Genomic DNA, 22581 nt, shown 5'->3' with positions numbered 1-22581 from the left:
GATAGCGGTCGGTACGCGGAGTAACCCTTGGCCAAAGGTTGGCTGCCGGGCCTCTCGGGGGCTCCGGGCGGGCGCGGGGATCGCGCGCGGGAACCTCGTCGCGGGGCGCGTGAGCGCTGCGGTACCCTGACGCCATGCGTGCCGTACGCCTTCTGCTTAGCGGGCCGCGCTGATCAGTCCCGACCGCCGGAAAATCGCGGTCGGCATCGGCGCGGCGTCCCCTCCTGTGTGAGGGGCTTTTTCATTTGGCCGGGACGGTCATTTCCGCAGGCAGAGACGATCGATGGAGCTTTGAGGATCATGAGCGAGACGAATTCTGCTGCCGCCTCCGAGGTGGCCGCACCGCACCGCTACACGGCCGCCCTGGCCGCCGAGATCGAGGCACGCTGGCAGGACTTCTGGGACGCCGACGGCACGTACGAGGCACCGAACCCGAGCGGCGACCTGGCGCCGTCCGCCGAGGGGTCGGCCGCGCAGGCCGCGCTGGTCGCCAAGCCCAAGAAGTTCATCATGGACATGTTCCCGTACCCCTCCGGAGCGGGCCTGCACGTCGGCCACCCGCTGGGGTACATCGCCACGGACGTCTTCGCGCGCTTCCAGCGGATGAACGGCCACAACGTCCTGCACACCCTGGGCTTCGACGCCTTCGGTCTGCCCGCCGAGCAGTACGCCGTGCAGACGGGCACCCACCCGCGCGCCTCCACCGAGGCCAACATGGAGAACATGAAGGCGCAGCTGCGCGGTCTGGGCCTGGGCCACGACAAGCGACGCTCCTTCGCGACGATCGACCCGGACTACTACAAGTGGACCCAGTGGATCTTCGTACAGATCTTCAACTCCTGGTACGACGCCGACGCTCAGAAGGCCCGCCCGATCGCCGACCTGGTCGCGCAGTTCGACAGCGGTGAGCGTGCCGTACCGGGCACCACGCGCGCGTGGAGCGAGCTGGATGCGGTGGAGCGCGCGGAGGTGCTGAGCCAGTACCGCCTGGCGTACGCGTCCGACGCGCCCGTCAACTGGTGTCCCGGCCTGGGTACCGTCCTGGCGAACGAGGAGGTCACCGCCGACGGACGCTCCGAGCGCGGCAACTTCCCCGTCTTCAAGGCCAAGCTGCGCCAGTGGAACATGCGCATCACGGCGTACGCGGACCGCCTGCTGGACGACCTGGACGGCCTGGACTGGCCCGAGGCCATCAAGCTGCAGCAGCGCAACTGGATCGGCCGCTCCGAAGGCGCCCGCGTCGACTTCCCCGTCGGCACCGAGGACGGCGACGCGATCACCGTCTTCACCACCCGCCAGGACACGCTGTTCGGCGCCACCTACATGGTCCTGGCGCCCGAGCACGAGCTGGTCGACAAGGTCGTACCCGACGCCTGGCCCGAGGGCACCCACGAGACGTGGACCGGCGGGCACGCGACGCCGGCCGAGGCCGTCGCCAAGTACCGCGCGTTCGCCGCCTCCAAGTCCGACGTCGAGCGCCAGGCCGATGCCAAGGAGAAGACCGGCGTCTTCACCGGTGTGTACGCCACCAACCCGGTCAGCGGCGAGCAGGTCCCGGTCTTCATCGCCGACTACGTACTGATGGGTTACGGCACCGGCGCGATCATGGCCGTCCCGGCGCACGACAGCCGTGACTTCGCCTTCGCCCGCGCCTTCCACCTGCCGATGCACTGCGTGGTCGAGCCCTCGGACGACCGCGGCACCGACACGGCGACGTGGGACGACGCCTTCTCCTCCTACGAGGCGAAGCTGGTCAACTCCTCGAACGAGGAGATCTCGCTGGACGGCCTGGACGTCGCCGGCGCCAAGGCACGCATCACCGGCTGGCTGGCCACCCGCGGCATCGGCGAGGGCACCGTCAACTTCCGCCTGCGCGACTGGCTGTTCAGCCGTCAGCGCTACTGGGGCGAGCCCTTCCCGATCGTCTACGACGAGGACGGCGTCGCCCACTCGCTGCCCGAGTCGATGCTGCCCCTGGAGCTGCCGGAGGTCGACGACTACTCCCCGCGCACCTTCGACCCGGACGACGCGGACACCTCTCCGGAGACGCCGCTGTCCCGCAACGAGGACTGGGTCAACGTCACCCTGGACCTGGGCGAAGGGCCCAAGAAGTACCGCCGCGAGACCAACACCATGCCCAACTGGGCCGGTTCCTGCTGGTACGAGCTGCGCTACCTGGACCCGCACAACGACCAGAAGCTGGTCGACCCGGTCGTCGAGCAGTACTGGATGGGCCCGCGCGAGGGGCAGCCGACCGGTGGCGTCGACCTGTACGTGGGCGGCGCCGAGCACGCGGTGCTGCACCTGCTGTACGCCCGCTTCTGGTCGAAGATGCTGTTCGACCTGGGGCACATCTCGTCCGCCGAGCCGTTCCACAAGCTGTTCAACCAGGGCATGATCCAGGCCTACGTGTACCGCGACAGCCGTGGCTTCCCGGTCCAGGCCACCGAGGTCGAGGAGCGCGACGGCCAGTACTTCTTCGAGGGTGAGCCGGTCAAGCGCGAGCTGGGCAAGATGGGCAAGTCCCTGAAGAACGCCGTCACTCCGGACGAGATCTGCGAGGAGTACGGCGCGGACACCCTGCGCCTGTACGAGATGGCGATGGGCCCGCTGGACGTCTCGCGCCCCTGGGACACGCGCGCGGTGGTCGGCCAGTACCGCCTGCTGCAGCGCATGTGGCGACTGATCGTCGACGAGTCGACCGGTGAGGTCACGGTCGCCGACGTCGCGGAGTCCGACATCGCCGAGGGCACGCTGCGCGCCCTGCACAAGGCGATCGACGGCGTGCGCCAGGACCTGGACGGCATGCGGTTCAACACCGCCATCGCCAAGATCACCGAGCTGAACAACTACCTGACCAAGGAGGGCGGCGCGCTGCCGCGCTCGGTCGCCGAGCGCCTGGTGCTGCTGATCGCGCCGCTGGCCCCGCACGTCGGCGAGGAGCTGTGGCGCAAGCTGGGCCGCAGCGACTCGGTCGTCCACCAGGACTTCCCCGTGGCCGACCCGGCGTACGTCGTGGACGAGACCGTGACCTGCGTCGTGCAGATCAAGGGCAAGGTCAGGGCACGCCTGGAGGTCTCCCCGTCCATCTCGGACGAGGAGCTGGAGAAGGTGGCTCTGGGTGACGAGAGGGTGCTGGCGGCGCTGGAGGGCGCCGGGATCCGCAAGATCATCGTGCGGGCGCCGAAGCTGGTGAACATCGTGCCGGCGTAACACCGGCCGCGAGGCGCGCGAGGGGCATGCGCGCGGGCATGGGGGTAGTCCCCTACGGGCAGGTTGGGGGTTCCGCTGGAACCCTCGGCCTGCCCTTTGCGTTTACCGTTGAAGAGTCGGTGCGGAACTCGCCGCAGGACCTGGGAGGAGCGTCATGGAAGCCGTGGGCGTGATCGTGGCGCTGCTCGTATTGCTGTTCGTGGTCTTTGGTGCGTACATGACAGTGAAGGCGGTCGGCGCCGCCAAGCGTGGCGTGGACCGCACGATCTCGCAGGCACGCCGGTCGGTGGAGGACACGACGCTGCGCGCGAAGAGCTTCGCGCAGGTGGGCGCGACCGGTGAACTGGCCCAGCTGCGGCTCAAGTTGCGTACGTCGATGCGGGCCACCCAGGACGCCCTGCAGGCGGGTGCGGTCGAGGACGCCTCGCTGAAGGAGTCCCTGGGGCTCTTCGAGCGGCTCAGCGCGCATGGGCACGAGCTGGACGACGAGCTCCGCCGTCTTGAGCGGGACCCGGACAGGGCGACCCTGGCCTCGCGGCTCCCCGCGCTGCGGGAGCGTACGGCGCAGATCACGAAGTCGGCGGACTCACTGCGCTGGGCGGTGCGTGACCGGTCCCACCGGTTCGCCGACGACGACCTGGACTCGCTGAGCTCGCAGATCGACCTGGAGACGGGCGCGCTGCGGCACTGGACGAAGGAGCCCTCGCCTGCGCAGAAACCCGCCGCGTGGCCCGAGCCCGAGCCTGCGGCGGAGGCGGGCAAGGGGGCCGAGCAGACGTGGACGGAGCCTTCGGGGCAGTCGGAGCGTCCGGAGCAGCCGGAGCGGGCGGGGCAGTCGAAGCCCTCCGCGTCGGCGGAGGAGTCGGCGCGGCCCGCCATCACGCCGCCGACGCCGCGGCCCGTCTATCCCTGGGAGAAGCAGACCAGGCCCGAGAGCACGACGTGACGGCGCGGGAGACCGCGTGGGTGTCCGCGTCTGCGTGGGCGTCCGCGCGGGTGACGACGTGGCACGGCCGGGAGCTCAGCTGGCAGACTGACCCGCAAGGGGCCGGGCTGCCGCCGTCGGGCCCAGGCAGGTAATCTCCACCGCATGTCCCGTCATGTCGCGATCGTCACGGATTCAACGGCCTATCTGCCGCAGCGGACGATGGAGCGGCACGGCATCACGTCGGTACCTCTGACCGTGGTCCTCGGCGACCAGGCTCTCGAAGAGGGCACCGAGATCTCCGCCCGCTCGTTGGCCCTGGCGCTGCAGAAGCGGCGCTCCGTGACCACGTCGCGACCGAGCCCGGAACTCTTCGCGGAGACCTATCGCAAGGTCGCCGAGTCGGGCGCGAAGGCCATCGTCTCGCTGCATCTGTCCGCCGAGTTCTCGGGCACGTACGACGCGGCGGTCCTTGCCGCGAAGGACGCGCCGGTGCCGGTGCGGGTGGTGGACACCGGAATGGTCGCGATGGCCCTCGGCTTCTGCGCGCTCGCGGCGGCGGAAGCCGCCGAGTCGGGCGGTTCGGTGGATGAGGCGGTGACCGCGGCGGAGAAGCGAGCCGCGAACACGTCCGCGTACTTCTACGTCGACACGCTGGACTATCTGCGCCGTGGCGGCCGGATCGGTGCCGCCCAGGCCCTGTTGGGCTCGGCGCTGGCCGTGAAGCCGCTGCTTCAGCTGGACGGCGGGCGCATCGAGATGCTGGAGAAGGTGCGAACGGCGTCCAAGGCGATCGCCCGGCTCGAGGAGATCGTGGTCGAACGGGCGGGGTCGAACCGCGTCGACATCGCGGTACATCACCTGGCGGCCCCGGACCGGGCATCAACCCTCGCGGACCGCCTCAGGGATCGGCTCCCCGGCCTGGCGGAACTGCATGTGAGCGAGGTCGGCGCGGTGATCGGGGCGCATACGGGGCCGGGGTTGTTGGGGGCTGTGGTTTCGCCCTGGTGAGGGGTGGATGCGGGTGGGGCGCGGCTGTGGTGGGGGCGCGGGTGTGGGTGGGGGTGCGGGTGTGGGTGACGGAGTTATCCACAACTCCCGGGTAATCCACCGGAATTGAGCAAGATCAACTTAATTGTGCCGCGATGCCTAGCGTCGTTGGCATGGCACTTCGATCACTTGCACGGAAACCTGCCGCGACGAGCGGACCGGGGCGAGCCCCCGCGTCCGACAGCCGAGCCTCTGACGGCCGCGCGCGTTACAGCCACGCCCGCAGGCGAGCGACCAAGCGCAGACACGCCTCGGCGGAAGCGCGGGCACAGGCGTTGCGGCAGCGCGCGGAGTCACTCTTCACTGCCGAGCCTGAAGGGGGCGGTGACACGGGCGGTGAAGGGGGCGGTGACGGAGGGGACTTGAGGTCGGGTGCGCCGCCGGATGTTCGGGGGGTGGGGGGTGTGCTGGCGGTTGGGGGTCATCTGGGGCCTCGGCCTGGGCCAGGGCTGGGGCCGAGGCGGGGCATGCGTTGGCGTCAGCCGGAGCTGGAGGAGGCGGGGCATCAGCAGCCGGAGCCAGTTCCCGAGCCGGAGTCGCCGTCTCAGCCGCGGGTAGCACGGCGATCGAGGGCGGTGTCGCAGCCGCAGGGGGCGCGACAGCCGGAGGCTGCGCGGCGTCGGGGGGCGGGGGCGGGCGCGGGTGCGGGTGCGGGGGATTCTGCGCAGCCGCAGCCGCAGCCGCAGCCGCAGCCGCAGCCGCAGTCGCAGGCTCCGGGGGAGATCCAGCCTTCGGCGCGTCATCGGGCTCAGCAGGCGGATGCGGACGCAGCCGATGGTGAGTTGGGGCCGCAGTCGCGGCTGCGCGGCACGGGGCGGCGTCAGCCACTGCCCGAGGCTGTGACATTGCCGCTGGCCGAGCCGCCGACTCGGTCGGCGTCGCCGCCGGAAGGTGCGTTGTTGCCGCGGGCCGTGCGGGTGCCGTCGTCGGAGTCGCCGCTGAGGCGGGTGCAGGACGTGCGGTGGCGGCAGCCGGTGGTGGGCGCTCATGCGCCTGCGCAGTCGCAGCCGCAGTCGCAGTCGCAGCCGCAGCCGCAGCCGCAGTCGCAGGCTCGGCGGGGGGACGCTGCTGTGGAGACGGTGGCGCCCTTGCAGGGGCGGTTGGGGCTGGCTGTGCGGGAGCGGTTGCCGCTGTGGCTGCAGCTGCGCTGTGGTCTTGAGCGGCGGAGTCTGATCGCGCTCCTCACGGTTCTCCTCGTAGCGGCGGTCTTCGCTGCCCAGCACTTCTGGGCAGGGCGGACGCAGCCGGTGCGGGCACCCGATGTGGTCGGTGCGGAGCCCTCGCCGTCGCCGGTGGCCCCGCCTCCCGCGGAGGGCGGTGGTCGGCCGGCGGCCGGTGCGGGCGGCGGCGGGATCGTCGTGGATGTCAGCGGCAAGGTCCGCAGTCCCGGAATTCTGCGGATGCCCGCGGGGTCCAGGGTGGCCGACGCCCTGAAGGCCGCGGGCGGAGTCCGCCCCGGCACGGACACCGGCGGCCTCAACCGTGCCCGTCTGCTCATCGACGGCGAACAAGTGGTGGTGGGCGCTCCGGTGACGGCACCGGCAGCTCCGGCGGCTCCGGCGGCGCCTGGCGCGGAGGCGGCCGCGGGAGCGACGGGAGCGAGCCCTGCCGCCCCGGTCGGCCTCAACACGGCCACTGCCGAGCAACTCGACGAACTGCCGGGCGTCGGCCCCGTGCTGGCCCAGCACATCATCGACTACCGCACGGAACACGGCGGTTTCCGCTCGGTGGACGAACTGCGCGAGGTCAATGGAATCGGCGACAAACGCTTTGCCGACCTGCAGAATCTCGTGCGGCCATGAGGGCGCCAAGTCGGGCGGCCGTCATGCGGGGGAACCCAAGTTCCCCGGAGCGTCCCACCGTTCACGCCCCGCCCGGGCCCCGGCTCGGAGGCGCCCACCCTCGCCGGGAGGGCCCGCTGGACCTGCGCCTGGTGCCGCCTGCCCTCGCCGCGTGGGGGACCGCGGCCGTGGCGCTGGATGCTCCGCCGCGGTGGGTGATCGTCGCCGTGGTGGTCTGCGTGGCGGTGGCCGGTGCCCTGCTGGTGACCTGGACGGTGCGGGGCCGGTCGGCGGGTGAGGGGTCGCGGAACGCCCAGGCGCAATCGGTGGATGAACGGCGGCAGGATGTGGCAGAGCCGGCCGACGGCGCGAGGCAACGGCAGCCCTGGCAACGGGTCTCGGTGGCGGCCGTCCTCCTCTGTGCCGCGGCGGGCGCTGCCTCCGGGGCACTGCACGGCGCCGACCTGCACCGGGGCCCGGTCCCCGCCCTGGCGCGTCAATATGCCGAGGCAGAGGTCGAGTTGGAGGTCACGTCCGACCCCCGGCTGACCCGGCCCCGCGTCTCGGGAGCCCATGCCGTACCGCCCTCCGTCATGTTGGACGCGGAGATCGTCCGGGTCACATCGGCGGCTGGCGACACCGCGGTGACCCGCACACCAGCCCTGGTCTTCGCCGGGAGCGGGAGCGGGAGCGGGAGCGGGGACGAGGGGAGTGGCGGGAGTGCCGCCCGCCCCTGGCGTGCCGGCGGCGAGGATTCCGCAGGCCCCTGGCCCAGGGCCCGCTGGCTCTCGCTCCTGCCCTCCACCAGGCTGCGTGTCCAGGCACGCCTCGCCCCTCCCTTGCCGCGGGGCGACCGTGTCGCGGCGGTGCTGCGGGTATCCGGAGAGCCGGCGCCGCGGGTGATCGAGGCGCCGTCGGGGCCGCAGCGTCTGGCGGGGAGGCTGCGGGGTGGGCTACGGGAGGCTACGGACGGATTGCCGGCCGACTCCCGGGCGCTGTTGCCCGGCCTTGTGGTCGGGGACACCTCGCGCGTGCCGCCCGAGTTGGAGGAGGCCTTCAAGGCGACCGACCTGACGCACCTCCTGGCGGTGAGCGGCGCCAACCTCACGATCGTCCTCGCCCTGCTCATCGGCCCGCCCAGCCTCGCCCCGCGCGCGGAGCGACGGGGTATCGCGCCGCGGTTGGGGATTCCGCTGCGGGCGACGGCGTTGCTGGGCGGCGCCCTCACACTCGGCTTCGTCATCGTCTGCCGACCGGACCCGAGTGTGCTGCGGGCCGCGGCCTGCGGGCTGATCGCGCTGCTCGCCATCGGCACCGGGCGGCGCAGGTCGCTGATCCCGGCCCTGGCAGCCGCCGTACTGCTGCTCGTTCTGTACGACCCGTGGCTGGCTCGGAGCCCCGGCTTTCTGCTCTCCGTTCTCGCCACCGGAGCCCTTCTCACCCTCGCTCCGAGGTGGAGTGCTGCCTTTCAAAGACGCCGGGTTCCGCCGCGGCTGGCCGAGGCGTTGGCCGCGGCGGCTGCCGCGCAGGCGGTGTGCGCGCCCGTTGTCGCCGTCATGGCGGCACGGGTGAGCCTGGTGGCGATCCCCTGCAACCTCCTCGCGGAGGTGGCCGTCGCGCCTGCCACGGTCCTCGGCTTCGCCACGCTTGCGACGGCATCGGTGGCGATGCCGGTCGCGAAGGTCCTGGCGTGGTGCGCGAGTTGGCCGACCGGGTGGATCGCGGACATCGCCCGCGGGGGCGCGGCCTTACCCGGCAGTGGGGTCGACTGGCCCGGCGGTTGGCGTGGCGGTCTGCTGCTCGCCCTCGCCACGGTCGGCGTGGTCCTTGTCGGCCGCAGGCTCGTCAGACATCCCTGGCTCAGCGTGGCCTGCGCCCTGCTGCTTCTCCTCGCGATCGTGCAACCTCCGCCCCTCACCCGGGTGATCGCGGGCTGGCCGCCGCCGGGCTGGCGGTTCGCGATGTGTGACGTGGGCCAGGGGGACGCCACCGTGCTGGCCGCCGGTGACGGGGCGGGGGTGGTCGTCGACGCGGGGCCCGACCCGGTGCTCGTGGACCGCTGTCTGCGTTCGCTCGGCGTGACGCGTGTACCGCTGGTGCTGTTGACGCATTTCCATGCCGATCATGTGGCGGGCCTGCCGGGTGTGCTTCGGGGGCGTTCGGTCGGGGCGATCCAGACGACGGGGTATCAAGAGCCTCCCGAGCAGGCGCGGTTCGTACGGGGGCAGGCGGCCGCCCACCGCATCCCGGTGAGCCACGCCGTGGCGGGGGAGCGGCGGCGTGCGGGCGGCGGCGTTCTCGACTGGCAGGTGCTCTGGCCCACGGCGGGCGGTTCGGGTACGGCGGGCGGTTCGGGTGCGGCGTCGACTCCCGATGGTCCGAACGACGCCAGCGTCACCCTGCTCGTGCGGGCCGAGGGGGTGACCCTGCTCCTGCTCGGTGATCTCGAGCCGCCCGCCCAGCGAGCCCTGGCGCGCACTCCGGCCGTGGCGGCGCTGCCACCCGTGGACGTGCTCAAGGTCGCCCACCATGGCTCGGCCTACCAGGACCCCGGGCTCCTGCGGCGGGCAGCGCCTCGCCTCGCCCTTATCTCTTGTGGACGGGACAACTCGTATGGACACCCGGCTCCCCGCACGGTCGCGGCGTTGCGGGCCGGAGGCGCGGAGGTGCTGCGGACGGATATGAACGGCTCGATCGCGGTCATCGGGCCGACCGGCGGCTCGGCGGCGACGGCTCCGGCATTGCAGGTGGCCACCCGCCCGCCTTAGCGAGCCACAGGCTCCCGGCCGGAGTGGCTGACCTGGCGGGCAACCTCGGCAGCCCTGTCCGCCTCGTCCGCCTCGACAGCCTCGTCCGAGCCAACTCGGCTGACCAGATCGCCCTGACCGAGCCGAGCCGAGCCACGCCAACCCTGACCGAGCCGAGCCGAGCCAACCCTGACCGAGCCGAGCCGAGCCGAGCCACGCCAACCCTGACCGAACCGAGCCACGCCACGCCAACCCTGACCGAACCGAGCCACGCCAACCCTGACCGAACCGAGCCGAGCCGAGCCGATCTGAGCGGACCCAGCTCTCCCCGAACCGCGCCTCGCTGGCCCTGGCCGAGCCGCCGGCCGCCTCAGTCGCCCCCGCCGCCTTGGCCGACCCGGCCAAGCCAACTCGGCTGACCAGGTCGCCCAGGCTCAGCCGAGCTGACTCGACCCCGGCCGACAGCTCACCCCGACCCGAGCGGCCCCCACCTCGTCAAAGCCTCGTGCGAGGTGTCAAAACGCCACTCGGGGTGACCAATTCGGCTACTCGCGACAGTTCAAGTGCTAACGCAGGTTTTCAGTGGAGTGGGTTCGTGTTGCATCGAATGCCGCAACGGTGATCGAATGCCTCTTCGTGACAGGAGTTGTCAAGGTGCGCGGGGGTGTGTCGCATATGTTCGGCCGTTGGCTGGGAGAACGTACGAACCGAGCCGGTCGGTCGAATCGAGCCGGTGGGGCAGGACGAGCCGGTCAGGTGGGACGAGCGGGGCGAGTGGGGCGGGCAGGACGCGTTGGGGGTCCCCTTTCCGCTGTGGCGGTTCCGCCCAGTGCGGGAGTGCTCAGCTGCCGGGTGCTGGATCCCGTCAATGAGCCCGTGCGGCACGCGGAGTTCGCGGTCAGCGATGCCATGGGGCGCAAGGTCGTCGGTGGGGGACTGGATCCGTTCGGTTCGTTCGTCGCGGCCGTTCCCGCCGGTGACTACCGCCTGGCGGTTTCGGCGGAAGGCTTCACTCCGTACCGGGCGAACGCCACGGTCGGGGAGAGCGCGCACGCCTCGCTCGGCGACGTCATGCTCCAGATAGCCACGCCCCCGGCGCTGCCCGAGGCCGGTGACTGGGAGATCGATCCCCTGCACTCCTCGGTCGCCTTCACCGCGCGGCACATCGGCCTTGCCCGTATTCACGGGCGGTTCAACAGCTTCGCGGGCGCCATACGGCTGGGGGAGCGCATGGAGGACTCCGCGATGCACGTCGTCATCGATGCCGCCTCCATCGACACCGCGGTGAAGATGCGCGACGACCACCTGCGGTCCGGGGACTTCCTCGGCGTGGAGCGTTTCCCGACGATGGAGTTCTACAGCGATCGCTTCGTGCACAAGGGCGGCAGCCGCTGGGCGATCACGGGCGGTCTCACGCTGCACGGGGTGACGCGCACGGTGACGCTGGAGACGGAGTACCTCGGGGTGGGCCGCGGTCTGGAGGGCGAGACCCGCGTGGCCTGCCGAGCCTCCACCGAGCTGCATCGCGACGACTTCACGATCAACTGGCAGACGATGCTCGCCCGTGGCATCGCGGCGGTCGGACCCAGCATCTCGATCGACCTCGACATCCAGGTCCTGCCCAAGAGCTGACACCGGGCAGCCCACTGCACGACGGGCCGGGCCCAGGGCCTCACTAGGGAGCCTCCAGCCAGCCCTCATGCTCCGCCGCCAGTTCGTCCAGCGCCGCCCGGTCCAGGCGACGCTCGGAGTCCTCGACCACGACCAGCCACTGGGCGTCCTCGGCGTCGTCCTCGCCCGCCAGGGCGTCACGGACGAGCTGGGGCTGCTCGCGCACGCCGAAACGGTCGGGGAGCTCTTCGGCCACTTCCTCCGCGGCATCGCGGTCGGGCAGCACCAGGACATGTCGTACGTCGGTCACCCGCTCATTCTCCGGTACAGGGGGAGGCGGTCGGGAACCGGCTGTACGGGACGGGCTGTCCGGCTGTACGGGACTGGCGGTCCGGCTGTACGGGACTGGCTGTCAGTGCCGCGTGGGATGCTTGACCGCGATGGCCAGGAAGACAGATACCGCCGACCCGCTCGCCCCTCTCACGCTCGCCGTGGGCCAGGAGGACCTCCTCCTCGACCGCGCCGTGCGACAGGTGGTGGCGGCCGCCCGTGCCGCCGACGCCGACACGGACGTGCGCGACCTCACCTCCGACCAGCTGCAGCCCGGCACGCTCGCCGAGCTGACCAGTCCCTCGCTCTTCGCCGAGCGCAAGGTCGTGGTCGTACGCAACGCGCAGGATCTGTCGGCCGACACGATCAAGGACGTGAAGGCGTATCTCGTCTCGCCGGCCGAGGAGATCACCCTCGTCCTGCTGCACGCGGGCGGCGCCAAGGGCAAGGGGCTGCTCGACGCCGCCCGTAAGGCGGGGGCCCGTGAGGTCGCCTGCCCCAAGATGACCAAGGCCGCGGACCGGCTCTCGTTCGTACGGGGCGAGTTCCGGGCTCTGGGGCGTTCGGCCACGCCCGAGGCGTGCCAGGCCCTGGTGGACTCGATCGGCAGCGATCTGCGGGAGCTCGTTTCGGCGGTGTCCCAGCTGGTGGCGGACGTCGAGGGCACGATCGACGAGGCGGTCGTCGGACGCTATTACACGGGCCGCGCCGAGGCCTCCAGCTTCACCGTGGCCGACCGGGCGGTGGAGGGGCGGGCCGCCGAGGCGCTCGAAGCGTTGCGGTGGTCTTTGTCGACCGGGGTCGCCCCCGTCCTGATCACCAGTGCCCTCGCGCAGGCCGTGCGGGCGATCGGGAAGCTGTCCTCTGCGAGGGGTGGGCGGCCGGCGGACCTTGCCCGTGAGCTGGGTATGCCTCCCTGGAAGATCGACCGGGTCCGGCAACAGATGCGGGGCTGGACGCCGGACGGGGTGGCGGTGGCGCTGCGGGCCTGCGCGGAGGCTGACGCGGGTGTCAAGGGTGGGGGCGATGATCCCGAGTACGCGCTGGAGAAGGCCGTCGTCTCCGTTGCCCGTGCCGCGAGGTCGCGTCGCTGAGAGAGTGCCGCGCGCTGCCTGCCGGTGCTTGTCTGCGGGCTCGTCGTGGCTTGGCGCGCAGTTTCCCCGCGCCCCTGGTCGGCATCCTGGCGGTTCGTCGTCTGCGGGCTCGTCGTGGCTTGGCGCGCAGTTCCCCGCGCCCCTGAAGGCCCCCGCCGCTATAGGCCCGCGCCCCCACAGTCGTCAGCCCTCGGAACACAGCAATGCCCCCGGAGTGGGCCGGGGGCATCGTCGCAGCGTGGCGTACTGCGTGGTCTGTCCGCGATTCGAGGTAGAGGGCTCGAATTACCCTCGCGGGAGGATTGATCAGCGCCCCGGCGAGCCGGGGCAAGAGGTTCAGCCCTGGAGGGACGCGACCTTCGAAGCAAGCGCCGACTTCTTGTTGGCGGCCTGGTTCTTGTGGATGACACCCTTGGAAACGGCCTTGTCGAGCTGACGCGAAGCCTCACGCGTCGCCTCGACGGCCTTCTGGGTGTCGCCTGCGGCAACGGCCTCGCGGGCCTTGCGGATCGCGGTCTTCAGGGAAGACTTGACCGCCTTGTTGCGCTGACGCGCCTTCTCGTTGGTCTTGATCCGCTTGAGCTGGGACTTGATGTTCGCCACGAAAGAGCCTTTTCAGGTTCAGGTTCTGCAGAGGTACTGCAGATGAGTTTCTTTGACATGCGCCTCAGGGCTGAGAGGGCCAGGAGACACAGCTGCCCAGATTACCAGCCGCACCACGACCGGCCCAATCCGGGCTCGCTTCCCGCCCTGACCGGCCCAATCCGGGCTCGCTTCCCGCCCTGACCGGCCCAATCCGGGCTCGCTTCCCGCCCTGACCGGCCCAAACCGGGCCCAGTGCCCCACCCATGGGACCATGGAACCTACGTATAGATCCGACCCGAGGCGACAGGCGCCTCAAGAGACAGGACCCTGCGTGCCCGCGACCCCTAAAAATGTGCCCGAGCCGAGCCGTACCGACCCGGCTCTGATCCGTAATTTCTGCATCATCGCGCACATCGACCACGGCAAGTCCACGCTCGCCGACCGGATGCTCCAGCTGACCGGCGTGGTCGAGCAGCGGCAGATGCGTGCTCAGTACCTCGACCGCATGGACATCGAGCGTGAGCGCGGCATCACGATCAAGTCCCAGGCGGTGCGTCTGCCCTGGGCCCCCACGGAGGGGCCCGAGAAGGGCAGCACCCACGTTCTCAACATGATCGACACCCCGGGCCACGTGGACTTCACGTACGAGGTGTCCCGCTCGCTCGCGGCCTGTGAGGGCACGGTCCTTCTCGTGGACGCGGCGCAGGGCATCGAGGCGCAGACTCTCGCCAACCTCTATCTGGCGATGGAGAACGACCTCAAGATCGTTCCGGTGCTCAACAAGATCGACCTGCCGGCCGCCCAGCCGGAGAAGTTCTCCGAGGAGCTCGCCAACCTCATCGGCTGCCAGCCCGAGGACGTGCTGAAGGTCTCCGCGAAGACCGGCATGGGTGTCGAGGCGCTGCTCGACAAGGTCGTGGCCGAGGTGCCGCCGCCGGTCGGCGTCGCGGACGCGCCCGCGCGCGCGATGATCTTCGACTCGGTGTACGACTCGTACCGCGGCGTCGTGACGTACGTCCGTGTGGTCGACGGACAGCTCAACAAGCGTGAGCGGATCCGGATGATGTCCACCGGCGCCACGCACGAGCTCCTTGAGATCGGTGTCTCGTCGCCCGAGATGACCCCGGCCGACGGCATCGGCGTCGGCGAGGTGGGCTACATCATCACCGGCGTGAAGGACGTCCGTCAGTCCAAGGTCGGTGACACGATCACCTCCCTGAACAAGGGTGCGACCGAGGCCCTCGGCGGTTACAAGGACCCGAAGCCGATGGTCTTCTCGGGTCTCTATCCGCTGGACGGCTCGGAGTACCCCGACCTGCGCGAGGCTCTCGACAAGCTGCAGCTGAACGACGCCGCGCTGGTCTACGAGCCGGAGACGTCGGCCGCGCTCGGCTTCGGCTTCCGCGTGGGCTTCCTGGGTCTGCTCCACCTCGACGTGATCCGTGAGCGGCTCGAGCGCGAGTTCGGGCTCGACCTCATCGCCACCGCTCCGAACGTGGTCTACCGCGTGGTCATGGAGGACGGCACCGAGCACACGGTCACCAACCCGAGTGAGTTCCCCGAGGGCAAGATCGACGAGGTCTTCGAGCCCGTCGTGCGCGCCACGCTCCTCGCGCCCAGCGAGTTCATCGGCTCGATCATGGAGCTGTGCCAGAACCGGCGCGGCACCCTGCTCGGCATGGACTACCTCTCCGAGGACCGCGTGGAGATCCGCTACACGCTGCCGCTCGCCGAGATCGTCTTCGACTTCTTCGACCAGCTCAAGTCCAAGACGCGGGGTTACGCCTCGCTGGACTACGAGCCCACCGGCGAGCAGTCCGCCCAGCTCGTCAAGGTCGACATCCTGCTCCACGGTGACAAGGTCGACGCCTTCTCCGCGGTCACGCACAAGGACGCCGCGTACGCCTACGGCGTGCGACTGGTGGCCAAGCTGCGCGAGCTCATCCCGCGCCAGGCCTTCGAGATCCCCGTCCAGGCCGCGATCGGCTCCCGGGTCATCGCCCGTGAGACCATCCGCGCCATCCGCAAGGACGTGCTCGCCAAGTGCTACGGCGGTGACATCTCCCGTAAGCGCAAGCTGCTCGAGAAGCAGAAGGAGGGCAAGAAGCGCATGAAGATGGTCGGCTCCGTCGAGGTGCCGCAGGAAGCCTTCATCGCGGTGCTCTCCAGTGACGACAGCGGTCCGGGCAAGGGCAAGAAGTAGCCCAGATCTCGACCGCCGCCCCGTCCGGCACGGGCGTCACAGGGGCATCTCAACGGGTCCGTCGCGCTCTTGCGCGGCGGACCCGTTCTTGTATGAAGTGACAGGCAGAAGCCCCTTACGCGCCGGGCGTCAGCGCTCTACTCTGATCACTGCTCGTAGGTTACTCGCAAGTTAAACAAGACCAGCAGCCCCCAGCCAGTCGCCGCATAGTCGCGGGTCCGGAGGATGTCGTGAGCGACACACAGACCTTGATCGAGAACCGTCCGCCGTCCGTGGCCCATCTCTTCCTTGAGCGCGTGGCGGCCACGCCCGACGGCGAGGCCTACCGCTATCCGGTGCCGGCCGCCTCGGGCGAGGGACCCGACGAGTGGAAGTCGCTGAGCTGGGGACAGGCCGCCGAGCGCGTCTACGCCATCGCGGCGGGCCTGATCGAACTCGGTCTCGCGCCCGAGGACCGGGTGGCGCTGGCCTCGTCCACGCGGGTCGAGTGGATCCTCGCCGACCTCGGCATCCTCTGCGCGGGCGCGGCCACCACCACGGTGTATCCGCAGACCAACGCCGAGGAGGCCACCTACATCCTGGCCGACTCCGACAGCCGGGTCCTGATCGCCGAGAACGCCGAGCAGCTCGCCAAGGCGCGCGAGAAGCGGGCCGAGCTGCCCGAGCTCCGGCACGTCGTGGTGATCGACGCCGAGGGCGCGGGGCCCGCCGACGGCGACCCCGACGGCTGGGTACTCACCCTCGCCGACCTGGAGGCGCGCGGCGCCGCCCATCTGGAGAAGAACCCGGAGGCGGTCAAGGAGCGGATCGCGGCGATCACCAAGAACCAGCTCGCCACGATCATCTACACCTCCGGCACCACGGGTAAGCCCAAGGGCGTGCGGCTGCCGCAGGACAACTGGTCGTACATGGCGAAGGCCATCGCGTCGACCGGTCTGCTCGGCCCGGACGACGTGCAGTACCTGTGGCTGCCGCTCGCGCACGTCTTCGGCAAGGTGCTGACCTCGGGCCAGATCGAGCTCGGGCACGTCACCGCGGTCGACGGCCGAGTCGACAAGATCATCGAGAACCTTCCGGTGGTGCAGCCGACGTACATGGCCGCTGTGCCGCGCATCTTCGAGAAGGTCTACAACGGTGTCGCGGCCAAGGCCAGGGCCGGCGGCGGCGCCAAGTACAAGATCTTCCTGTGGGCCGCCGAGGTCTCCCGCGAGTACGCGAAGGTCAGCCAGGACAACTTCCGCAGGACCGGCTCCGCGTCGGTGCCCTTCGGGCTCGGCGCCAAGCACAAGGTCGCCGATGCGCTCGTCTACTCCAAGCTGCGGGAGGCCTTCGGCGGACGGCTGCGCGCCGCGGTCTCCGGGTCGGCCGCCCTCGCCCCCGAGATCGGCTACTTCTTCGCCGGCGCGGGCATCCACATCCTGGAGGGCTACGGTCTGACGGAGTCCTCGGCCGCCTCCTTCGTCAATCCCGGCGAGGCCTACCGCACCGGCACCGTCGGCAAGCCGCTGCCCGGCACCGAGGTCCGGATCGCCGACGACGGCGAGATCCTGCTGCGCGGCCCCGGCATCATGGAGGGCTACCACGGCCTCGCCGACAAGACGGCCGAGGTCCTGGAGCCCGACGGGTGGTTCCACACCGGGGACATCGGCGAGCTCTCCGCGGACGGCTATCTGCGGATCACCGACCGCAAGAAGGACCTGATCAAGACCTCCGGCGGCAAGTACATCGCGCCCGCCGAGGTCGAGGGGCAGTTCAAGGCCGTCTGCCCGTACGTCTCCAACATCCTGGTGCACGGCGCCGACAAGAACTTCTGCACGGCCCTGATCGCGCTCGACGAGCCGTCCATCCTGGCCTGGGCCAAGGACAACGGCCTGGACGGCAAGAGCTACGCCGACGTGGTCGCCGCCCCGGCGACGGTCGCACTCGTCGAGGGCTATGTGAAGGAGCTCAACGAAGGCCTCCAGCGCTGGCAGACCGTGAAGAAGTTCAAGCTGCTGCCCCGCGACCTGGACATCGAGCACGGCGAACTGACGCCGAGCCTGAAGCTGAAGCGCCCGGTCGTCGAGCGCGAGTACCAGCATCTGATCGACGAGATGTACGCGGGATCGCGCGAGGCCTGAGCGTCGACTCCCGTGCGCGGGCGGGGTGGTGCCGGACTCCGGGTCAGGTGTCACCCCGCCCGCGGCGCATCTCCTTCACCAGCTCCTCCATGTGCGTCACGTGGTGGCGCAGTTCGAGGACGTCCTTGAGGCTGCTGGCCGCCATGTGCGTCTCGATGGCCGAGAGACGGGCCGCCAGCTCGTCGAACTGCCGCTTCTCGCGCGCCAGAATCCTTTCCAACTGGCGGTTCTTGCGGTGCAGTTCGAGGAAGACGGTGACCTTGGCGCGCAGCACCCAGGGGTCGAACGGCTTGGTGAGGTAGTCCGCGGCGCCTGTCGCGTACCCCCGGAAGGCATATCCCGCGTCGTTGTCGGTGCCCGTCAGGAAGATGATGGGCACGTCCTTGGTCTGGTCGAGGCGTTTGATGTTCGTCGCGGTCTCGAAGCCGTCCATCCCCGGCATGCGTACGTCCAGGAGGATCACGGCGAAACGTTGGCGCAACAGCGCCTTCATCGCCTCCTCGCCCGAACGGGCGCGTACGAGTGGTTCGTTGAGTGACCCCAGGACGGCTTCGAGAGCCATCAGATTGTCCTCCATGTCATCGACAAGGAGGATGCTCGAGCGGTTGTCGGTCAGGACCTCTGTGCTCATGGTGACGGTGCCTCACTCGATCGTCGGCGGAACTGCGGCCTCCCCGAGAGCGCCTGCCGGTTCCGGAGCAACGGTCGTATCTGTGGTGGTGGGCGTTTCCGGCTCTGCCGTGGCTGCGCCCTCAGGGGCCAGGAGTGTGCAGGCGACGGTGAGCAGCTGGTCCACGTCCACTGGTTTGGGTACATAGTCGTTCGCGCCCTGCTCGATGGCCTTCTCGCGGTCGCCCGGCATGGCCTTGGCGGTCAGCGCGATGATGGGAAGGCCCGCCCAGCGTGGGGTTCGGCGGATCGCGGCGATGGTTTCGTAGCCGTCCATCTCCGGCATCATGATGTCCATCAGGATGAGGTCGGTGTCGGGGTTGCGCTCCAGGGTCTCGATTCCTTCGCGGCCGTTCTCCGCGTAGAGGACGGGCATGCCGACGCGGCTCAGCACATGGGTGAGGGCGAAGACGTTGCGGATGTCGTCGTCCACGATCAGGACGCGGCGCCCGCGCAGTATGCGGCCCGCCGGGCCCTCTCGGTACTCCTCCAGCTTGGTCGGCGTCGGCCAGCTGTCGTTCTGTTCGTGGAAGGTGTGCGGAGACATGGTCACCCGTTCGTCGAGCGGTTCCGGCGTCGTGAGCGACCTCGTCGCCGCGTACGCCGCCGCCGCGGCTCCGTGGCCGGGGTGCACCACGGGGACGTAGAGCGTGAAGACGGAACCCTGTCCCGGGCTGCTCTCCGCGGTGATGCGGCCGCCGAGGAGCCCGGCGATCTCGCGGCTGATCGAGAGGCCGAGGCCGGTGCCGCCGTACTTGCGGTTGGTGGTGCCGTCGGCCTGCTGGAACGCCTCGAAGATGGCCGGGAGCTGATCGGGCGGGATGCCGATGCCGGTGTCCGTGACGGCGAAGCAGAGCCGGTCGCCGCCGTCGTGGAGCCGCCGGTCGCCGGTGTTCTTGACACGGCTCACGCGCAGCTCGACCCGGCCGCTCGCGGTGAACTTGACCGCGTTCGACAGGAGGTTGCGCAGGATCTGCTGGAGCCGCTGCTCGTCCGAGAACATCTCGCGCGGCACGTCCTCGCCGACCGACACCTCGAAGGCCAGCCCGCGGTCCAGGGTGAGCGGGCGGAACGTCGCGTGGACGTAGTCGAGGACCTTGATGAGGGGGAGCTTCTTGGGGCGTACGTCCATCCGGCCCGCCTCGATCTTCGACAGGTCCAGGATGTCGTTGATGAGTTGGAGGAGGTCGGAGCCCGAGCGGTGGATCGTGGTCGCGAACTGCACTTCCTGGTCGGAGAGATGGCTGTCGGGGTTGTCGGAGAGCAGTCGGGCCAGGATGAGCAGGGAGTTCAGCGGGGTGCGCAGCTCGTGCGACATGTTCGCGAGGAACTCCGACTTGTACTGCGACGAGGTGGCGAGCAGTGCCGCCTTCTCCTCCAGTTCGGCGTTCGAGCGCTGCAACTCCGCCTGCTGGAGCTGGAGTTCGTCCGAGCGGTCCTGGAGCTGCGTGGCGAGCCGCTGGGACTCGCTGAGCAGCGACTCCGTACGGGAGTTGGCGATGATGGTGTTGATCGCGACGCCGATGGTGCTCACGAACTGGTCGAAGAACGCCAGGTGCACGTCCGAGAACCGGGAGAACGTGGCCAGCTCGATGACGCCGAGCAGCTTGTCCTCGAAGAGGATGGGGATGATCACCAGGCTGGCCGGGGCGGCGTCCCCGAGCCCAGAGGTGATCTTGATGTAGTCGGGCGGCACCTCGTCGACGAGGATCCGCTTCTTCTCCAGGGCCGCCTGCCGCACCAGGCCGTGTGCGGGCATCGCGCCCGTGTCGACGACCGAACCCTGCGCGGAGCCGTACCCGGCGATGAAGGCGAGTCCCTTGACCGGGGGAGTCTGCAGTGTCGTGGCGTCCCCGGCCTCCGGGTCGGCCAGGAAGAAGGCGCCGTACTGCGCGTTCACCAGCGGCGTCAGCTCGCGCAGGATCAGGTCCGCGACCTCCATCAGGTCGCGGTGGCCCTGCATCAGACCCGCGAGGCGGGCGAGGTTCGACTCCAGCCAGTCCTTGGCGCGGGTGGTCTCACGGAGGTTGGAGACCATGACGTTGATGTTGTTCTTCAGTTCGGAGACCTCACCGCGGGTCTCGACGGTGATGGAACGGGTCATGTCGCCCTGGGCCACGGCCGACGCCACCTCGGCGATCGCACGGACCTGGGTGGTGAGGTTCAGGGCGAGCTCGTTCACGTTCGTCGTCAGGCGCTTCCACGTGCCGTAGACGCCCTCGACCCTTGCCTGGCCGCCCAGTTGACCCTCGGAACCGACCTCGCGGGCCACGCGGGTGACCTCCGAGGAGAAGGAGGACAGCGTGTCCACCATGGTGTTGATGGTGGTCTTCAGCTCCAGGATCTCGCCGCGCGCGTCCACGTCGATCTTCTTGGAGAGGTCGCCCTGGGCCACCGCGGTCGCGACCTGCGCGATGTTGCGGACCTGGCCGGTGAGGTTGTCGGCCATGTAGTTGACGTTGTCGGTGAGGTCCTTCCACACGCCCGATACACCGAGCACCTGGGCACGTCCGCCGAGCCGGCCGTCCGTGCCGACCTCGCGGGCCACGCGGGTCACCTCGTCCGCGAAGGCACGCAGCTGCTCCACCATCGTGTTGACGGTGTCCTTCAGCTCCAGGATCTCGCCGCGCGCCGTCACCGTGATCATCTTGGACAGGTCGCCGTTGGCGACGGCCGTGGTGACCTGGGCGATGTTGCGCACCTGGGAGGTGAGGTTCAGCGCCATGAAGTTGACGTTGTCGGTGAGGTCCTTCCACACACCGGAGACGCCGCGCACCTGGGCCTGTCCGCCGAGGTTGCCTTCGGTGCCGACCTCGCGGGCGACGCGGGTGACCTCGTCGGCGAACGCGGAGAGCTGATCCACCATCGTGTTGATGGTCGACTTCAGTTCGAGGATCTCGCCCTTCGCCTCGACCGTGATCTTCTTGCCGAGATCGCCCTGGGCGACGGCCGTCGACACCAGCGCGATGTTGCGCACCTGGGAGGTGAGGTTGTCCGCCATGAAGTTGACGTTGTCGGTGAGGTCCTTCCACACACCGGAGACGCCGCGCACCTGAGCCCGGCCGCCGAGGTTGCCTTCGGTGCCGACCTCGCGGGCCACGCGGGTGACCTCGTCCGCGAACGCGGAGAGCTGGTCCACCATCGTGTTCACCGTCGACTTCAGCTCGAGGATCTCGCCCCGGGCGTCGACGGTGATCTTCTGGCTCAGGTCGCCGTTGGCGACGGCCGTGGTCACCTGCGCGATGTTGCGCACCTGGGAGGTGAGGTTCGACGCCATGAAGTTGACGTTGTCCGTGAGGTCCTTCCAGACCCCCGACACACCACGGGCCTGAGCCCGGCCTCCCAACTGCCCCTCGGTGCCGACCTCGCGGGCGACACGCGTCACCTCGGCGGCGAACGCGGAGAGCTGTTCGACCATCGTGTTGACGGTCAGCTTCAGTTCGAGCAGCTCGCCCGTCGCCTCGACCGTGACCGTCCGGGTCAGGTCGCCCTGCGCCACCGCCGTCGTCACCAGGGCGATGTCGCGCACCTGGGCGGTGAGCCGGGCCGCCATCGTGTTGACGGCCTCCGTCACGTCGCGCCAACTGCCGGACAGACCGCGCACCTTGGCACGTCCGCCGAGCCGCCCCTCCGTGCCGACCTCACGGGCGACTCGGGTGACCTCGCCCGTGAAGAGCGAGAGCTGGTCGACCATCGTGTTCACCGCGCGGCCCAGGCGCCGCAGGTCTCCCCGCAGCTCGCGGGAGCCGTCGTGCAGGTCCACACGCTGGGTGAGGTCGCCGCCCGCGACCGCGTTCAGTACGCGCGTCGCGTTGGCGGCCGGGGCGACCAGCGAGTCGAGCAGGGAGTTGGCGTCCGCCACGCGCGTGGCCCAGCTGCCCTGCCCCGGACTCGCGGTGAACCGCTCGTCGAGGTGGCCGTGGCGGATGATCTCCCGGCGTACGCGCGTGAGTTCACTGTCGAAATGCAGGGAGCGGTCGAGCATCTCGTTGAACACCGTGTGCAGCTCGGCGACCAGGCCGTGGCCACTCACCGTGACCTTGGTGAAGTCCCCGTCGCGCGCCGCCCGCATGGCGGACAGCAGGTTGCGCAGTTCGGATGCCGCTTCCGGAATGATTTCTGGTGCCGGGTCCGGATCGTTCCCGGCGTGCGGCGGAGGTATCGGAGCTGGTTTCGGTGCCGGAATCCGACCGTAACCGAGCGCGGGCATAGCACTGTTCTCACTCATAGCGGCCCACTTCAGTAACTCGGTG

General features: G+C 69.9%; 13 protein-coding genes. 9 read left to right on the top strand and 4 right to left on the bottom strand.

Annotated features, from left to right (window positions below; translation table 11 throughout):
• Positions 1 to 300: 300 nt before the first annotated feature.
• The 6 genes from leuS to ACZ5WE_RS04445 all read left to right on the top strand — a co-directional run bounded on the left by leuS (position 301) and on the right by ACZ5WE_RS04445 (position 11348).
• On the top strand, positions 301 to 3213 hold the full coding sequence (leuS, locus tag ACZ5WE_RS04470; protein WP_467687591.1) for a leucine--tRNA ligase: 2913 nt from the start codon (positions 301 to 303) through the stop codon (positions 3211 to 3213).
• A gap of 154 nt (positions 3214 to 3367) precedes the next feature.
• Complete coding sequence (locus ACZ5WE_RS04465; RefSeq protein WP_467687592.1) at positions 3368 to 4159, top strand: hypothetical protein; 792 nt, start codon at positions 3368 to 3370, stop codon at positions 4157 to 4159.
• A gap of 144 nt (positions 4160 to 4303) precedes the next feature.
• Positions 4304 to 5149 (top strand): DegV family protein, encoded by an 846-nt coding sequence (locus ACZ5WE_RS04460; RefSeq protein ID WP_467687594.1) that lies wholly within the window; start codon positions 4304 to 4306, stop codon positions 5147 to 5149.
• Between the two features lie 1118 nt (positions 5150 to 6267).
• Positions 6268 to 6990 carry a ComEA family DNA-binding protein gene (locus tag ACZ5WE_RS04455; protein ID WP_469157275.1) on the top strand — a complete coding sequence of 241 codons (723 nt, stop codon included), beginning with the start codon at positions 6268 to 6270 and terminating at the stop codon, positions 6988 to 6990.
• Between the two features lie 23 nt (positions 6991 to 7013).
• The gene (locus ACZ5WE_RS04450) at positions 7014 to 9737 is read left to right on the top strand and encodes a ComEC/Rec2 family competence protein (protein ID WP_467687596.1); all 2724 of its coding nucleotides are present in this window, start codon (positions 7014 to 7016) and stop codon (positions 9735 to 9737) included.
• A 654-nt stretch (positions 9738 to 10391) separates the two neighbouring features.
• Positions 10392 to 11348 carry a YceI family protein gene (locus tag ACZ5WE_RS04445; RefSeq protein ID WP_467687890.1) on the top strand — a complete coding sequence of 319 codons (957 nt, stop codon included), beginning with the start codon at positions 10392 to 10394 and terminating at the stop codon, positions 11346 to 11348.
• Positions 11349 to 11391: 43 nt separating this feature from the next.
• On the opposite strand, the gene ACZ5WE_RS04440 is transcribed toward ACZ5WE_RS04445, so the two are convergent.
• Positions 11392 to 11637 (bottom strand): hypothetical protein, encoded by a 246-nt coding sequence (locus ACZ5WE_RS04440; protein ID WP_467687598.1) that lies wholly within the window; start codon positions 11635 to 11637, stop codon positions 11392 to 11394.
• 130 nt (positions 11638 to 11767) lie between these two features.
• On the opposite strand from ACZ5WE_RS04440, the gene holA reads away from it, so the two are divergent.
• The gene (gene holA / locus ACZ5WE_RS04435; RefSeq protein ID WP_467687599.1) at positions 11768 to 12751 is read left to right on the top strand and encodes a DNA polymerase III subunit delta; all 984 of its coding nucleotides are present in this window, start codon (positions 11768 to 11770) and stop codon (positions 12749 to 12751) included.
• Positions 12752 to 13087: 336 nt separating this feature from the next.
• Here the strand turns inward: holA and rpsT are convergent, their stop codons facing one another.
• Entirely contained in the window at positions 13088 to 13354 is a 267-nt protein-coding gene (gene rpsT, locus ACZ5WE_RS04430; RefSeq protein ID WP_467687601.1) for a 30S ribosomal protein S20, read from the bottom strand.
• 313 nt (positions 13355 to 13667) lie between these two features.
• Here rpsT and lepA point away from each other — a divergent pair, with 313 nt between their 5' ends.
• Both lepA and ACZ5WE_RS04420 read left to right on the top strand, forming a co-directional pair.
• Positions 13668 to 15539: a translation elongation factor 4 gene (gene lepA, locus ACZ5WE_RS04425; RefSeq protein WP_467687602.1), complete on the top strand. Its 1872-nt coding sequence runs from the start codon at positions 13668 to 13670 to the stop codon at positions 15537 to 15539.
• A gap of 230 nt (positions 15540 to 15769) precedes the next feature.
• A complete protein-coding gene (locus ACZ5WE_RS04420; RefSeq protein ID WP_467687604.1) occupies positions 15770 to 17659 on the top strand; it encodes an AMP-dependent synthetase/ligase in 1890 nt (629 codons plus the stop codon).
• 43 nt (positions 17660 to 17702) lie between these two features.
• Here ACZ5WE_RS04420 and ACZ5WE_RS04415 read toward each other — a convergent pair whose 3' ends face one another.
• Together ACZ5WE_RS04415 and ACZ5WE_RS04410 are read right to left on the bottom strand one after the other, a co-directional pair.
• Complete coding sequence (locus ACZ5WE_RS04415; RefSeq protein WP_467687606.1) at positions 17703 to 18290, bottom strand: response regulator; 588 nt, start codon at positions 18288 to 18290, stop codon at positions 17703 to 17705.
• A gap of 12 nt (positions 18291 to 18302) precedes the next feature.
• Positions 18303 to 22400: a HAMP domain-containing protein gene (locus ACZ5WE_RS04410; RefSeq protein ID WP_467687892.1), complete on the bottom strand. Its 4098-nt coding sequence runs from the start codon at positions 22398 to 22400 to the stop codon at positions 18303 to 18305.
• Positions 22401 to 22581: the final 181 nt, after the last annotated feature.

This window comes from Streptomyces sp. NPDC033180 (genome assembly GCF_055577645.1).
The sequence above is the reverse complement of the archived record's forward strand: the minus strand, read 5'-3'. Positions and strand labels throughout refer to the sequence as shown.